Source organism: uncultured Salinisphaera sp. (assembly GCF_964012375.1).
In the GTDB taxonomy this organism is placed as follows: domain Bacteria; phylum Pseudomonadota; class Gammaproteobacteria; order Nevskiales; family Salinisphaeraceae; genus Salinisphaera.
In genome coordinates, this window is record NZ_CAXGSH010000092.1 from 1 (window position 1) to 15,158 (window position 15,158).

At 64.3% G+C, this 15,158-nt stretch carries 15 protein-coding genes; 8 read left to right on the top strand and 7 right to left on the bottom strand.

The window, feature by feature from the left end; translation table 11 throughout:
• Positions 1-43: 43 nt before the first annotated feature.
• From ABNU97_RS14425 to ABNU97_RS14435, 3 genes are all read right to left on the bottom strand, one after another.
• A complete protein-coding gene (locus ABNU97_RS14425; protein ID WP_348767388.1) occupies positions 44-415 on the bottom strand; it encodes a hypothetical protein in 372 nt (123 codons plus the stop codon).
• A 141-nt stretch (positions 416-556) separates the two neighbouring features.
• Positions 557-1,729 (bottom strand): MFS transporter, encoded by a 1,173-nt coding sequence (locus ABNU97_RS14430; RefSeq protein ID WP_348767389.1) that lies wholly within the window; start codon positions 1,727-1,729, stop codon positions 557-559.
• Between the two features lie 73 nt (positions 1,730-1,802).
• Complete coding sequence (locus ABNU97_RS14435; protein WP_348767390.1) at positions 1,803-2,357, bottom strand: YetF domain-containing protein; 555 nt, start codon at positions 2,355-2,357, stop codon at positions 1,803-1,805.
• 377 nt (positions 2,358-2,734) lie between these two features.
• Here ABNU97_RS14435 and ABNU97_RS14440 point away from each other — a divergent pair, with 377 nt between their 5' ends.
• The 4 genes from ABNU97_RS14440 (at position 2,735) to ABNU97_RS14455 (ending at position 5,580) form a co-directional block, all read left to right on the top strand.
• Entirely contained in the window at positions 2,735-3,241 is a 507-nt protein-coding gene (locus ABNU97_RS14440) for a retropepsin-like aspartic protease (RefSeq protein WP_348767391.1), read from the top strand.
• Between the two features lie 84 nt (positions 3,242-3,325).
• The gene (locus ABNU97_RS14445; RefSeq protein WP_348767392.1) at positions 3,326-3,595 is read left to right on the top strand and encodes a DksA/TraR family C4-type zinc finger protein; all 270 of its coding nucleotides are present in this window, start codon (positions 3,326-3,328) and stop codon (positions 3,593-3,595) included.
• A gap of 31 nt (positions 3,596-3,626) precedes the next feature.
• The gene (locus tag ABNU97_RS14450; protein WP_348767393.1) at positions 3,627-3,830 is read left to right on the top strand and encodes a hypothetical protein; all 204 of its coding nucleotides are present in this window, start codon (positions 3,627-3,629) and stop codon (positions 3,828-3,830) included.
• Between the two features lie 115 nt (positions 3,831-3,945).
• The gene (locus ABNU97_RS14455) at positions 3,946-5,580 is read left to right on the top strand and encodes an acyl-CoA synthetase (RefSeq protein ID WP_348767394.1); all 1,635 of its coding nucleotides are present in this window, start codon (positions 3,946-3,948) and stop codon (positions 5,578-5,580) included.
• Between the two features lie 51 nt (positions 5,581-5,631).
• Here ABNU97_RS14455 and ABNU97_RS14460 read toward each other — a convergent pair whose 3' ends face one another.
• Both ABNU97_RS14460 and bhcB read right to left on the bottom strand, forming a co-directional pair.
• Positions 5,632-6,912 (bottom strand): dicarboxylate/amino acid:cation symporter, encoded by a 1,281-nt coding sequence (locus ABNU97_RS14460; RefSeq protein WP_348767395.1) that lies wholly within the window; start codon positions 6,910-6,912, stop codon positions 5,632-5,634.
• Positions 6,913-6,951: 39 nt separating this feature from the next.
• A complete protein-coding gene (gene bhcB, locus ABNU97_RS14465) occupies positions 6,952-7,899 on the bottom strand; it encodes a beta-hydroxyaspartate dehydratase BhcB (protein ID WP_348767396.1) in 948 nt (315 codons plus the stop codon).
• Between the two features lie 179 nt (positions 7,900-8,078).
• On the opposite strand from bhcB, the gene ABNU97_RS14470 reads away from it, so the two are divergent.
• Both ABNU97_RS14470 and ABNU97_RS14475 read left to right on the top strand, forming a co-directional pair.
• The gene (locus tag ABNU97_RS14470) at positions 8,079-9,275 is read left to right on the top strand and encodes a magnesium transporter (protein ID WP_348767397.1); all 1,197 of its coding nucleotides are present in this window, start codon (positions 8,079-8,081) and stop codon (positions 9,273-9,275) included.
• A complete protein-coding gene (locus tag ABNU97_RS14475; RefSeq protein ID WP_348767398.1) occupies positions 9,272-9,817 on the top strand; it encodes a DUF427 domain-containing protein in 546 nt (181 codons plus the stop codon). The genes ABNU97_RS14470 and ABNU97_RS14475 overlap by 4 nt, the downstream gene beginning before the upstream one ends.
• Positions 9,818-9,865: 48 nt before the next feature.
• Here ABNU97_RS14475 and ABNU97_RS14480 read toward each other — a convergent pair whose 3' ends face one another.
• Positions 9,866-11,965 carry a bifunctional diguanylate cyclase/phosphodiesterase gene (locus ABNU97_RS14480; RefSeq protein WP_348767399.1) on the bottom strand — a complete coding sequence of 700 codons (2,100 nt, stop codon included), beginning with the start codon at positions 11,963-11,965 and terminating at the stop codon, positions 9,866-9,868.
• A 322-nt stretch (positions 11,966-12,287) separates the two neighbouring features.
• A complete protein-coding gene (locus ABNU97_RS14485; protein ID WP_348767400.1) occupies positions 12,288-13,082 on the bottom strand; it encodes an SDR family oxidoreductase in 795 nt (264 codons plus the stop codon).
• A 232-nt stretch (positions 13,083-13,314) separates the two neighbouring features.
• Between ABNU97_RS14485 and ABNU97_RS14490 the strand changes: the two genes are divergently transcribed.
• Entirely contained in the window at positions 13,315-14,226 is a 912-nt protein-coding gene (locus ABNU97_RS14490) for a LysR family transcriptional regulator (RefSeq protein ID WP_348767401.1), read from the top strand.
• 136 nt (positions 14,227-14,362) lie between these two features.
• The coding region (locus ABNU97_RS14495; RefSeq protein WP_348767402.1) for a TAXI family TRAP transporter solute-binding subunit at positions 14,363-15,158 on the top strand (796 nt) is incomplete at its 3' end.

The following is a 15,158-nucleotide window of genomic DNA, read 5'->3' on the forward strand; positions in this document are numbered from 1 at the left end:
CCCCGGCGCGTTTTTTTTTGCGGCTAGGGCTTGTTAACAGGCGTTAGTCCGAGCTGCCCTCGAAAGCGCGCCGGCGCTGTTCGATCTTGTCGCTGAGCGGGCGCGAGTCGGACTCGAACTGGCTGCGTCGCGTCTCAAGCGAATTCGCTCGCGCGGCATTGCTATTGGTTACCCCGTTGGAATAGCCGGTGCTCCCGGATATGCCCAGGTTGGTACGCCGGTCGCCGCCGTCGATGACCGACATATTGCCGGAGCCGGACGTGCCGCTGTCGCCGCCGATCGCACGTTCGCTGCCGCTGATGGCGCGATCGCTTCCGGTAATAGCGCGCTGGGATCCCGTGATCGCGCGTTCTGCCAGGGCCGTGCCGGCAAAGCCGAGCAAGACGCAGGTCAGAGCGATAATACGTATGTTCATGTGGAACTCCGGACCCGCAGGGGCCAGTATGAGAGTGGCTCGGCGCCGTCTTTGACACAGGCGCCGACCGCCGATGGCGATGACTTGATTATGGCGCGCATCGCCGGCGCGTACCAGAAGCCATGCGACCGGCGGCGAAGGCTAGGCGCGGTTCGCCGCCCAGCGCGCATGGCTGATCGCGACCGCCCAGATTGCCAGCCCGCCCAGGGCCAGCAGGCTGCCCACCGCGCCGGTCGAGCGCAGGCCCAGGCCGGCGGCAAGCGCCAGTCCGGCGACCCAGGGCCCCAGCGCATTGGCCATGTTGAAGGCCACATGGTTGAGCGCCGCGGCCAGGTTCTGGGCGTCGCCGGCCACATCCATCAGGCGCGTCTGCAGCACGGGGCCAAGCGCACCGCCGATCCCGATACAGAATACGTCGAGGGCAATCAGCCACGGGTTGTCGGCCACGAACGGAAAACACGCCAGTGCGATCGCGCTCCAGAGCAGAATGGCGCCCGCGGTGGGCATGAGCGCGCGATCGGCAAAGCGCGGCAGTACGGCATTGCCGAACGTCATACCCAGGCCGAATACGCACAGCACCAGCGGTATCAAGCGCTCGGACATGCCGGTGACCTGATCGAGCGTGGACGTGACATAGGTATAGACCGCGAACATGCCACCAAAGCCCACCGCGCCGATTGCCAGCGTCAGCCACACCGATACTCGGGCGAGCGCGCCCAGCTCGCGCATGGCGCTGGCATCCGCTGCGGCCTGGTCGCGCGGCGCATAGATCGCGATCAGCGCGACGGCCGTGACCGCGATGGCTGCAATCACCCAGTAACCGCTGCGCCAGCCCGCGGCGTTTCCCAGCCAGGTGGCCAGCGGCACGCCGATGACGGTGGCGATGGTCAGCCCGAGCATGACATAGCCCACGGCCTGGGTACGCCGGGCCGGGTCCACTACCGCCGCGGCCACCAGCGATGCCACGCCGAAATAGGCGCCGTGCGGGATGCCGGCCAGAAAACGGCACAGCATCAACGAGCCGTAGCCGGGTGCGACCGCGCTCAACGCGTTGCCCAGTGCGAACAGCGACATCAGTATGAGCAGCAGCGGTTTGCGGGCCATCTTCGCCGCCAGCACGGTGATGATCGGGGCGCCGAAGACCACGCCCAGCGCATAGGCACTGATCAGGTGGCTGGCGGTGGACGGATCGATATTCAGCTCAGCCTGAATGAACGGCAGCAGGCTCATGGTGGCGAACTCGGTGGTACCGATCGCGAAAGAGCCTGTGGCCAAGGCAAGGACGACGGGCAGGGCGCCTAACTTCTGGGTCATGGGAACTCATCCGCGGGCGGGCAATGTCGGTACATCGTTTCGCCCCGAGCCGGTTTCAAGGGCTCGGCAGGTATCAATCGTCGGGTCGGGCCAGGCAGTTCAGCCGGTCAGCGTCGCGCACGCGGTCAAACAGCCAGGGATCGAGCCGGTCGCCGTGGGCGAGTACGGAACAATCGCCCGTGGTTTCGAACACCACGGCAAGCACCTGTTCGCGGTCGGTCACGCCCGCCAGCCGTAGCTTCGAGCGCAGATCGTCTTCGGTGACCCGTGCGATGCGCAGGTTGTCGTAGAGCACCTCGTCGCCGGCCATCAGCAGCAACGGCTCGTTGTCGACCAGGTTCTGAATGGCGGCGCTCGCATGGCGTGCGCGCGAGACCGCATATTGCAGGCCATATAACACGGCCAGGCCAAAGGCCGCGCTCAGCAGATCCGGATTTTTCGATAGCAGCGTCGAAGCGATGATCGAACCGAAGGCGACCGTGGTCGCGAAATCGAAACTCGACATCTTTGAAAAGCTGCGCAGCCCGGCAAGCCGGGTCAGCACGAGCAACGCGATATAAATGCCGATACCGGAAATCAGCACCATGGTCAGCGTGGTTGCGCTGCTGGTCAGCCACTGAAAATTCATTGGCCGCATCCTCGTTTGGTTGGAAAATAAAAGCGGCGCATGGTTGCCGGCCCGGGCGGGGGGCATGCGGGCGCGACGGTGGGGCGGGATAGCTTGGTGTTCCAGTCTACCGGACATCGCGGCCGCGACTTTTGCACACCGACGCTGGACGAAGCTGTGGATAAGCCGTGTGCGAGTGCTTCAATCGCCCGGCCGCCAAGGCCTGACGATGGATTGAACAATTTTTGACCACACCTGTGGCGCGTTTGAAAGGGTGGCGTCGCGCCGCCGCAGCCGGCGCGCCTGGCGCGCCCGATGCGGTTCGTTATCCTGAGGCCTGTTCTGCACCGGCGCGAAGCGCGCAGGGCGCCTGGCCGATCACTCTGGAGCCGATACCGATGTCGCAGTCACTACGCCCGCTGTATCCGGTCGTGGGCACGTTCGTGCTGCTGGGCCTGCTCTGGTGGGGGTTCGATCAGCTGCTGGATAGGCGCGCCCACCCGAATCGGGATGTTGCGGTCGGCGCCGAGGCGCCCGAGCGGCTGGTGCTCGACGCCGGCCCGGGCGGGCACTACATGGTTCCCGGCGAAATCAATGGCCAAGCGGTGCGGTTTCTGATCGATACCGGGGCCAGCCATGTGGCGGTGCCGGCCGATATGGCCGAGCGACTTGGCTTGTCGCGTGGTGCCCCCATGATCGTACAAACGGCTGCTGGGCGCGTGCGGGCCCATGCCACGCGCCTGGGCTCGGTTCGTGTCGGCGGGTTCACCCAGTACGACGTGCGGGCATCGATCAACCCGGCGATGGCTACGGATTTCGTCCTGCTGGGCATGACGTTTCTGCGGCATGTGGATATCAGTCAGCGCGACGGACGGCTGATTCTGGAGCCGCCGGCGGGCCGGTGATCGAAGCCGGGTTGGTGGTCGGCCTGTTGAAAGGGCGGCGCGCATGGGTAATGCTGAATCTCTCGCACAGTCGAGGAGCACGACATGGCAACCGGTTGGGCGCGCGAAGGCGCCGTACAGGAACAGATCGACAGCACCGTGGCCGAAGGCGTCGAACTCGCACGCTCGCGGCTGGGCCGCGCCGGCGAGAGCCTGGAGTACTGTGCCGAATGCGGTGAAGAAATTCCCCAGCGCCGGCGCGAAGCGATTCCCGGTGTGCAGCTGTGCGTGGCCTGCCAGGAGGAGGTCGACCAGGACCACCGCCAGAACGCCGCCTTCAATCGGCGCGGCAGCAAGGACAGCCAGCTGCGCTAGGGCCTACATTCCGACGACTGGCTGATCCATCATGCGTTTTATCTGTGAAATCGGTAGCGACGAACATCTGATCGATGCCGATACCTTCGAGGCCGCGGCCGAGGCCGCCGCACGGGCACATGCCGGCGCACGCGGCGAAACCGGCGGGCGTTACACGGTCAAGGTGTCGGAGGCCAACGAGGCCGATTTCCCGCTGGTCAGCGGCGAGGACTATCAGGTGACGCTGGCGGACTGACGAAGCGACGCGCTCGCGCAGGCGCTGGTAGCGCTCCTGCAACCGAGCGGCCCATGGCGTGGCGTAGCGTGCGGTTATGGCAGCATGGGCAGATCATGTCCGTACGAGCGTTTCAATGAGCGAGTCCAACCCGTTCGAGAGCCTGCCGCAGAATGCGGCCAACCATGTGGCGTTGTCGCCGATCAGTTTCCTGGCCTGGTCGGGCGAGGTCTATCCCGAGCGTACCGCGCTGATTCACGGCGAACTGCGCCAGAGCTGGGGCCAGACGTACGCGCGCTGCCGCCGACTCGCGAGCGCGCTCGACAAGCGCGGCATTGGCCGCGGCGATACCGTCGCGATCATGGCGCCGAACATCCCGGCGACCTACGAAATGCATTTCGCCCCGGCGATGATTGGCGCCGTGCTCAACGCACTCAACGTCCGCCTGGATGCGGCCACGCTCGCCTTCATGCTCGAGTTCGGCGAAGCGAAGATCGTGTTCGTCGACCGCGCCTTCGCGCCGGTCATGGCGGATGCCGTCGCCCGTCTGGATAATCCGCCCACGGTGGTGGATATCGACGATCCGGTCTATCCCGGTGATGAAGCGCCTATCGGCGAGATCGAGTACGAGGCTTTCGTCGCCGAAGGCGACGCCGATTTTCAATGGCGTCTGCCCGCAGACGAGTGGAACGCGATCTCGCTGAACTTCACCTCGGGTACTACGGGCAACCCCAAGGGCGTGGTCTATCACCACCGCGGTGCTTATCTGAACGCCATGACCAACGCCATGGCCTGGGACATGCCTACCCATGCGGTGTATCTATGGACCTTGCCGATGTTTCATTGCAACGGCTGGTGTTTCGCCTGGACGCTGGCCGCCAAGGCCGGTACCAACGTCTGCCTGCGCCAGGTTGCGGCCGACCCGATCATCGACGCCATGACCGAACACCGCGTCACCCACTACTGCGGCGCGCCGATCGTGCATTCCATGCTGGTCAACGCCGATGCGCAAAAGCTTGCCGGCATCGACCAGACCGTTTACGGCCTGGTGGCCGGGGCGGCACCGCCGGCGGCGATGATCGAGGGCATGGAGCGTATCGGCTTCAAGCTGACCCATGTGTATGGCCTGACCGAAACCTATGGTCCGGCCGCGCTCTGTGCCAAGCATGAATCCTGGGACGAGGTCAGCCTGGAGGAGCGTGTGCGCCTGAACGGCCGTCAGGGCGTGCGCTATCCGACGCAGGCCGCGCTGACCGTCATCGATCAGGACAGCGGCGAAATCGTGCCCCACGACGGCAAGACGATGGGCGAGCTGGTATTCGCCGGCAATATCGTCATGAAAGGCTATCTAAAGAACCCGTCTGCAACCGAAGAGGCCTTTGCCGGCGGCTGGTACCACACCGGCGATCTCGGCTATATCGAACCGGACGGCTATATCAAGATCGCCGACCGCGCCAAGGACGTCATCATCTCCGGCGGCGAGAACATCTCCTCGCTGGAGATCGAAAGCGTGCTCTCGCGCCATCCCGCGGTCGCCTCATCTGCGGTGGTCGCCCGACCCGACGAGAAATGGGGCGAGACGCCCTGTGCCTTCATTCAGCTGCGCGATGGTCAAAAGGCCAGCGAAGAAGACATCATCGCCTACTGCCGCGAGCATATGGCGAAGTTCAAATGCCCCAAGACCGTGGTTTTCGGCCCGCTGCCGACCACCTCGACGGGCAAGGTGCAGAAGTACGAACTGCGCTCGCAGGCCGGCGAGTTGAACGACTAGCGCCGGGCTGGCGTTGCACGCGAACCGGCAGGCCTGTGCCTGGCGTGCGCGTTAGCGTTCGATACGTGCGTTGTAAACGTCTTCGTCGAGCTCGCCTTCGCTCTTGGCCACCAGAATCGTGACCATCAGGTCACCGGCGACGTTAACGCTGGTACGGGCCATGTCGAGAATACGGTCGATGCCGGCGACGACGCCCACCGCTTCCAGCGGCAGGCCCACCTGGGTGAGCACGATAGACAGCATCACCAGGCCGGCACCGGGCACGCCGGCCGTGCCGATCGAGGCCAAGGTGCCGGTGAGGATGATCATGCCGTAGTCCACCCAGGACAGATCGATGCCGACGAACTGGGCTACGAACAGTGCCACCACGCCTTGATAGAGGGCGGTGCCGTCCATGTTGATGGTTGCACCCACGGGTAATACAAAGCCGGCCACGCCGCGTGAAACGCCGAAATTATCCTGGGCGCAGCGTAGCGATACCGGCAACGTGCCCGAGGACGAAGCTGAGGAATAGGCCACCACCAGCGCATCGATACTGCCACGGAAATAGCGGATCGGATTGAGCTTGCCGAGCAATGCGATCAGCCCGGTATAGACCACGAGCACGTGCACCACACAAGCCAGATAGGCCACGCCGATCACCTTCGCCAGTGGCAGCAGAACCTCGAGGCCGTACTGCCCGGCGACATGGGCGATGAGCCCGAATACACCGAAGGGCGCGAAGGCCATCACGATCTCGGTGAGCTTGTACATCGCCTCGGCAAAGCTTTCGAACACGCGCGTGAGCGGCGCGCCGCGTTCGCCGACCAGCGTGAGCGATATCGCCAGCCCGATGGCAAACACGATGATCTGCAGAATATTGCCCTCGGCCAGCGCATCGATCGGATTTTGTGGCACGAGGCCGACCAGTATATCTACCATCGAAGGCGCGTCTTTTGCCTCGACCGGCGACGCGAACGGCAGATCCAGGCCCAGGCCCGGCTGAAATATCGTCGAGGCGAGCAGGCCGATCGCGATCGCGAAGGCCGTGGTGAACAGGTAGAGCGCGATGGTGCGCAGGCCGATGCGACCCATTTTCTGTGGATCGCCCATCCCCGTGATGCCGACCACCAGCGTCGAAAACACCAACGGCACGATCAGCATCTTGATTGCGCTGATGAAGATATCGCCCAGCGGCTTGAGCAGGCTCGCCTTTTCGCCGAGCAGCCCGCCAACGATCGCACCCAGTACCAACCCCGCGAATATCTGAGCCCAGAGCGGGATGCCCGGAATGAAGGTGAGCGGCCGGGCCGTGTCGTGGTCGTCGCGGTCGCTAGGGCTGGGCTTGGGCATGGATTTATTCCCCGTGATCGTTTTTCTGGCCGCCTCGGCTTACAACCAGGGCAGGCGGTCGAGATCCACGTTGCCGCCGGTCAGGATCACGCCCACGCGTTGACCGGCGAAACGTTCCGGATGATGCAAGATCGCCGCCAGGGGCAGGGCGCAGGATGGTTCGATGATGATTTTCATGCGCTGCCAGATCAGGTGCATCGCCTCGACGATCGCCGCCTCTTGCGCAAGGAGGATCTCGTCGACGTGGCGCCGCACGATGTCCCAGTTCAGCTCGCCCAGCGAGGCTTTCAGCCCGTCAGCGATGGTATCGGGTGCATCTTCGACCAGCCGCTCGCCGGCTGCGAGTGAGCGATAGGCATCGTCTGCGTTCGCCGGCTCGGCGGCGAGCAGGCGTGTCGTCGGCGACAGGGCGCGACAGCTCAGCGCGGTGCCCGCGACCAGGCCGCCGCCGCCGATCGGCGCGATCACCATATCCAGACCTTCGACGTCTTCGATCAGCTCTTTCGCACAGGTCCCCTGGCCGGCGATGACCCGGGCGTCGTCGTAGGGCGGGACGACGTTGGCGCCGCTTTCGGCGACGATCTCGTCCAGGGTCTGCTGGCGGGCGGTATTGCGCGGCGCACAGAACACCACCGAGCCGCCATAGCCGCGCACCGCCGCAACCTTGGCCCGGGGCGCGGTTTCGGGCATGACCACGGTGCAGTCGATGCCACGGCAGGCGGCCGCGCGTGCCAGGGCCATGCCGTGATTGCCGCTCGAATGGGTGGCCACGCCGCGACGGGCATCGGTTTCATCCAGGCCGAACACGGCGTTGACCGCGCCACGCGATTTGAATGCGCCGGCTTTCTGGAAGTTCTCGCACTTGAAGAACAGCGTCGCGCCAGTCATCGCATCGAAGGTCGCACTGGTGAGTATCGGTGTGCGATGAATCCAGGGGGCGATGCGCTCCTGTGCGCGGCAAACGTCGTCGTAGTCCGGTAAGTGCATGGCGCGCTCGTGGTTTTAAACACCATGCATAGTGCCCGAGGCCGGTTGCACAAGGGAAACATCGCTGCCTCGGCACTAGGCGCGCGCCGCCTGTCGCAAAGCACTTGTATCGCAACGAGTACGCGCCTTAATAATAAGCGATCGTCGATAACCGCAGCGCCTGCTGTACCGAGGTTTGCATGGCCGAATCCCAGTCTCCGGAACCTGCTCGTGAAACGATCGACGGTCAGAGCCCGGCACAGGCGGCACAAACGCTCGGTCGGTTGCCGCCCGAGCAGATCGAAACGCTGCTTGGGCAGATGCCCCACGACGAGGCGATGGCCGTGGCCGCGCAGCTGCCCGGCGTAGCCGCCGCCCTGGCGGGTGACGAGGCCAGCGAACAGGCGACCGAGGCGGCCGCGGCCGAAATCGATGCAACCATCGACGAGTTGCTGGCCGCTGCGCCGGCCGTGCTCGATTCCAGCAAGACCGCGGCCGAGGCGGTGGCGTTTTTGGTTCAAAGCCAGGCGGTCGCACAGATCACGTATATCTTCGTCGTCGACGACGAGAAACTGGTCGGGGTCGTGGGCATGCGCGATATCGTGCTCGCCAAGCCCGGCCAGCCGTTATCCGAGATCATGGTGAAAGAGCCGTTCGCGTTCAAAAGCGGCACCGGCGTGGATGCGGCCGTGCGTGCTGCGCTGGCGCGCCACTATCCGGTTTATCCGGTGGTCGATGACCAGGGCCGTCTGCTGGGCTGTGTACGGGGCTGGCAGCTGTTCCAGCGCGTGGTCGTGGAAGTCACCGCACAGGCGGGCGCCCAGGTCGGTGTCTCGCGCGAAGAACAGGTCAATACCTCCATCCTTGCGGCGTTTCGCATGCGCCATCCCTGGCTGCAGGTGAATCTGCTGACCGCGTTCGCGGCGGCTTTCGTCGTCAGCATGTTCGAAGACACCATCACCCAGATCGTCGCGCTGGCGGCATTTTTGCCGGTGCTGGCAGGCCAGAGCGGTAATACCGGCTGCCAGGCACTGGCCATCACCCTGCGCGGCCTCACGCTCGGCCAGCTCGATGAATATCCCGTACGCAAGCTGTTGCGCAAGGAGATATTGCTGGGTGCGCTCAATGGTGTGGTGGTGGGGATCGTCGCCGGCGTCGCGATGTGGCTGTATGCGTCTTACTCGGGCGAGCCGAACGCGATCATGCTGGGCCTCGTAATCCTGGTCGCCATGGTCGGCGCCTGTACCGGCAGCGGCATATTCGGGGTGGTCGTGCCGCTCACGCTCAAGCGCGTGGGGGCCGATCCGGCCATGGCCAGCAGTATCTTTCTGACCACGTTCACCGATATCCTCGGCATGGGTTTGATGCTGTTTCTTGCGAGCTCGATTCTCTTGTGACCGCTACCAACGACGACGACGGCCTCGGCTGGCACTACCGTGGAAATGAGCGTCCACCGTTTGCCATCGAACCCGGGCCGGGCCAGGAATCGGTATGGGACTATCCGCGCCCGCCGGTGCTCGTGGCCTGCGACAGGCGTATCGAAGTGCGCCTGGGCGCGCGTGTCATTGCCAGCACCCGGGCGGCGTTTCGCATACTCGAAACCGCCGGTGCGCCGACTTATTACCTGCCGCCCGAGGCCGTGGATTTCGATGCGCTGATCGCGGTCGATGCCCAGAGTTTCTGCGAATGGAAGGGCATCGCGCGTTACTGGGACGTCACCGACGGTAAACGCCGGGTCGCGCGCGCCGCCTGGAGCTATCCCGACGCGGGCGATCGTTTTGCCGCCATTGCCGGCTGTATCGCGTTCTACTGCGATCGGCTCGACTGCCGCATTGACGGTGTACGGGCCTTCCCGCAGCCGGGGGGCTTCTATGGCGGGTGGGTTACGCCCGACGTTGTCGGGCCATTCAAGGGTGAACCGGGTACGCGCGACTGGTAGCCGCAGCCCGTTGTCACGCCGTCACCCGGCAATGGCAGGCCGTCGCCACTAGCTGACGCTTGCATGCCCTTTTATCGGCACGACCTTGCTGTGCCGGGCGTTTTGTAACAGCGCGGCGTAAGCATCGGCCGCGACCGCCGGGCTGAACAGATAGCCCTGTATCTGATCGCATTGCATCTGCTGCAGGCTTACGAGCTGGCTTTCATGTTCAACGCCCTCGGCGACCACGCTGAGATTCATTGCATGGGCAAGATGGATCATGGCGTCGACGATCATCGCGGCGTGTTTGCCACCGGATACGAGTCCGTTGATAAAGCTGCGATCGATCTTGAGCTGGTCGACCGGCAGGTCGCGCAGGTAGGACATGCTCGACAGGCCGGTGCCGAAGTCATCGAGTGCGAGGCGGATTCCGCATGCGCGCAGTCCCTGTAAGGTTTGTAGCGTGCGGCCCAGTTCGGTAATCGCAGCCGTTTCGGTTATTTCGCAGATGAGGTCGTCGCTGCACAGGCCGAATTCGTCCAAGGTGCCCAGCAGCACATCGGCCAGACCCGTATTGCGCAGACACATCGCCGAAAGGTTGAAGGCAACCGGCGGCACGATGTGCCCGGCCTGGCGCCAGCCCCGGATATCGCAGCAAACCTGTCGAAGCATGCTCATCTGCAGTTCGTCAATCTGGTTCGATCGCTCGGCAACCCGAATGAACTCTGCCGGAGAGATCGTGCCGCGTGAGGGGTGATGCCACCGCGCCAGCGCCTCGCAGCCAATCAACTGGCGGGTTTCGACATCGTATTTCGGCTGGTAATGGGGGCGTATCTCGCCGGACGCGATCGCCGCACTCAGTTCGTTTCGGATGACGAACTCGTGCTCCAGTCCGGCAGTTTGCTCGACGGCGAAGAACGCATAGCGGCCTTTGCCGGCCTGTTTGGCGCTATGTAGCGCAATATCCGCGGACTTCATCAATGCCGGCGCCGAGCGGCCGTCGATGGGGTAGCGCGCCACGCCGAGACTCGCGCTCAAACGCGCCCGGTTTGCGCCGACCGAACCCACCGCGTCGAGTAATTGCTCGCACATGGCCTCCAGCGCCTCATCGGTCTGGGTGGAGACCGCAACCAGCGAAAATTCGTCGCTGCCCATGCGTACGGCCGTGTCCTGGTCTCGAATGCTTCCGTGGAGGGCCAGGCCGACCCGACGCAGGATATCGTCGCCCTGGTCGTGACCGAGGTTGTCGTTGAGCTGCTTGAAATTGTCCAAATCGAGCGCGATCAAGGCAAAAGCGCGCCCGCTGCGCGCGGCGTGTTCGATGGCCAGGTTCAATCGCTCGCGTAGTAACACCCGATTGCCGAGATTGGTCAGCGAATCGTGCCGGTTGGCATGGCGAAGCTGATCGCTGACCCGCTCGAGGGCTGCCATATGCTGCGCTGTGCGGTTTTGCAGGCCCCGATCCAGCGCGCCTGCAATCAGTGCGCAGGCCAGCAACAGCACCGCTGTAGTGGCCGTGAGCAACGCCAGCCAAGGTGTGCTGATCGCGGTGACGGCACCACACACGCTGCCGATCGGAAACTGGGCGGCCTGCATGGCCGCGTAGTGCATGCCTGCGATCGCGCCCCCCAGCGCCAGGGCCGCAAGAAGCCTGTCCGTGTAGCCGCCACGATAGCGACTGAAGGCGATATGCAGCGCGGCATAACAGGCCGCCAGGACAACGCCAATGGACACACAGACCCAGAACGGGTCGTATGAGATCGTCGGCTGCATATCCATCGCGGCCATGCCGGTGTAGTGCATGCCCACGATGGCCGTACTGATAAATACAGTGCCACCCAGGTGATGGCGCTTCAGCAGCTTGGGTGCCGTGGCAACGCGAAGCCCGAGAACTGACCCCAGTACGGCGAGCAGCCACGAAACGGCGGTCAGATCGACGCGATAACCCATTTCGATGGGCAGGTCGAAAGCGAGCATGCCTACAAAATGCATGGCCCAGATGCCGCTGCCTAGGCTGAGCGCGCCGGCCAGCAGCCAGCCCCAGGCAGTCGAACCCTGGGCCGCCCGGATACGGCCGACCAGATCGAAAGCCGTATAAGCGGCGATCACGCCGATCGAGATCGACACAACGACAAGTACTGGATCGTGGGTGCCGGTAAGCAATGTCATGCAGAGTCCTGGAGTCGGGCGCCGTACCGCTTCTGGCGGCGCTCATCTGCCGACTTATCGGCCGAGCACCGTTTTTTTGAAGCGACGGTAAATACGCGACAACCCCGGTCGTTGGATGTCACTCAGGCAAGCAGGGAAGGCGGCGTGAGCTCAGGCCTGTATCGACACGGACTCAGACACCGGGATCGGCTATTCAGGCCGCGGCGCGCTGAGCAGACTGCGGCACAGCGAGTGGCGAACAGGCCGCTTTGGCCGCGTTTTGGGGCACTGCATGGCGGCGAAACGGCCGACGGCTTCGGGCCGCCGGCCGTGAGTGCGTGGCTCAGGCGATGCTGTCGACCACGCCGCCGTCCACGCGCAGGGCGGCGCCCGTCGTGGCCGACGCCTGTTCCGAAACCGCATAGACCACCATGTTCGCGACTTCTTCGACCGTGGCGGCGCGCTGGATGATGGAACTCGGACGGGCCTTCTGGACGAACTCGGCTGCGACCTGTTCCATTGATTTACCGCTCTTGGCCTGCTGATCGGCGAGCATGTCCTGTACCCCTTCAGACAGCGTGGGGCCCGGAAGTACGGCGTTGACGGTTACGCCGGTGCCGGCCAGGCGCTTTGCCAGCCCGCGCGAAACCGACAGATTGGCGGTCTTCGTCATGCCGTAATGCAACATCTCGGCTGGGATGTTCAGCCCGGACTCGGACGACAGGAACACCACTCGGCCCCAGCCGGCCTCGACCATGGCGGGAGTATAGGCACGCGACAGCCGCACCCCCGACATGATGTTTACGTCGAAGAATTGCTGCCACTCCTCATCGGGGATGTCGTAGAAATCCTTGGGTCCGAAGATACCGAGGTTGTTGACCAGGATATCGACGCGCGGCTCGGCGTCGACCAGCGTACTGCAGCCCTCGGCCGTGCCCAGATCGGCGGCAACGCCGCGGGCATCGACGTTGGGTACTTCGGCGCGAAGCTCGGCCAGGGCGGCATCGACGCGGTCGGGTTTGCGGCCGTTGATGATCACCGTGGCGCCTGCACGGGCCAGGCCGGTGGCGATGGCGAAGCCGATACCGTGTGTGGATCCGGTGACCAGGGCAGTTTTTTGGCTAAGGTCGATCTGCATGGCAATTCTCTCGATGTGTGGTGATGGGGTCCCGTTGTCCGGGGCCGTCGCGGCAGCCTCCTGCCGGTCGGGTTTGGCATGACAGCAGCGCGGCCACGGTGGCCGCGTTGCTGTATTGACGGGCTAAGCTGAATACTGGGTTTTGCCGAAGATAGAGCCAAGCGGCGCCGGGTGGAATGCTTTGTTGTCAATCATGCAATAATCGGCGGTTTTCGAGCGAGGCGCTAGCGACATGGCCGACGAACTCATTCAGATGCGCGTTTTCGTGCGGGTGGTGGAGTCGGGCAGCCTGTCGGCAGCTGGGCGAGAACTGGGTTTGTCGCCGGCGGTGGTCAGCCGTCGTCTGGCCGCGCTCGAGCAGCGTCTGGGCGTGCGCTTGATCAACCGGACCACCCGCAGCCTGGCGCTGACCGATGAGGGGGCGTCGTTTCAGGCGCGGTGCATGCGCATCCTGGCCGATATCGAGGATGCTGAAACCCAGGCCGCGGTGGGGGCACGTGCAGCCAGCGGCGAACTGCGGGTGACCTCGACCGTGGCGTTCGCGCGTCGGCTTTCGCCGCTGTTGCACGAGTTTCAACGCCTGCATCCGGGGCTGAGTATCCGGCTGCATGCCAGCGATGCGGTCATCAATATCGTGGACGGCGGCTTCGACCTGGCGGTGCGTTTTGGCGCGCTGGCCGATTCCAGCCTGATCGCCCGCGAGCTCGCACCCAACCGGCGCGTGATCTGTGCGTCGCCGGCCTATCTCGACCGGCGCGGGCGACCGGCCTCGCCGGCCGAACTGGTGCATCACGACTGCCTGCTCATGAGCGATGCGGGCCCGGATGTGTGGCAGTTTGCCGATGGTACGAACGTGCGCGTGGCGGGGGCATTTGCCAGCAACGATGGTGAAATCGCGCATTTATGGGCTCTGGACGGTGCCGGCCTGGTGCGCAAGTCGATATGGGATGTACAGGCGGACCTGGCCGCCGGACGCCTGGAAACGGTACTCGATGCGCATCCCTTGGCCTGTGCCCATATCCATGCCATGTACCCGCATCGTCGATTCGTCGCACCCAAGGTGCGGCTGTGCGTGGACTTCCTTCGCGAGCGCCTGGCCGCCCAGGCCCTGGAAATGCCGGATCTGGCGGCGGCGAGGGACTGAGACGGCCGCGGCACAGAGCACGGCACGTATCTGGCGTGGTCCTTGCGTTTATCCCGCCCTTGGCTAGACTCGATTGACCGGCCGCGCTTTCGCATACGGCCTGGGCCAAATCATTTTTCAGGGGGCTTTCATCGCTATGTTCACGCGAATTCTCAAGACACTTGCCGTTGCCACGCTGGTGCTGGGCGTTGCCCAGGCCGCCAGTGCGCGGACCTTCATCACCATCGGCTCGGGTTCCACCACGGGCCTGTACTACCCGACTGCGGTCGGCATGGCCAAGATCGTCAACGAAGCGGGCATCGATATCCGGGCCAACGCGCGCTCGACCGGCGGCTCCGTGTTCAACGACCGCGCCGTCGGCGCCGGCCAGCTGCAGATGGGCATCAGCCAGAATAACGTGGCCTATTACGCCTATAACGGCAAAGGCGTCGAGGCATTCGACGGCAAGCCGGTCGAGAATCTGCGCGGCGTGGCCGTCCTCTACCCGGAGACGATCCAGGTCCTGGCACGCAAGGATGCGAACATCAAGACGCTGGCCGATATGAAGGGCAAGCGCGTCTACGTGGGCGATATCGGCTCCGGGACCGAACAGGACGTCAAGAACCTGTTCGGCGCCTTCGATATGAGCATCGACGACCTCAAGGCGCCGGTGCGCGGCAGTGCCGGCAGCGCCGTGGGGCTGCTGCGCGATGGCCAGATCGATGCCATGTTTTATACCGTGGGCCTCGGCGCGTCGGCGATTACGGAAGCCGCGCAGACTGCGCCGATCGAACTGGTGTCGATCGCGCCGGAGAAAATCGAGGAATTGAACGCCAAGTATCCGTTCTATACCCGTATCGACATCCCCGACGACACGTACCCGAACATGGGTGCCGCGACGGCGGTCACGCTCAAGGCCATGCTCGTGACCTCGTCCAACGTATCGGAAGACG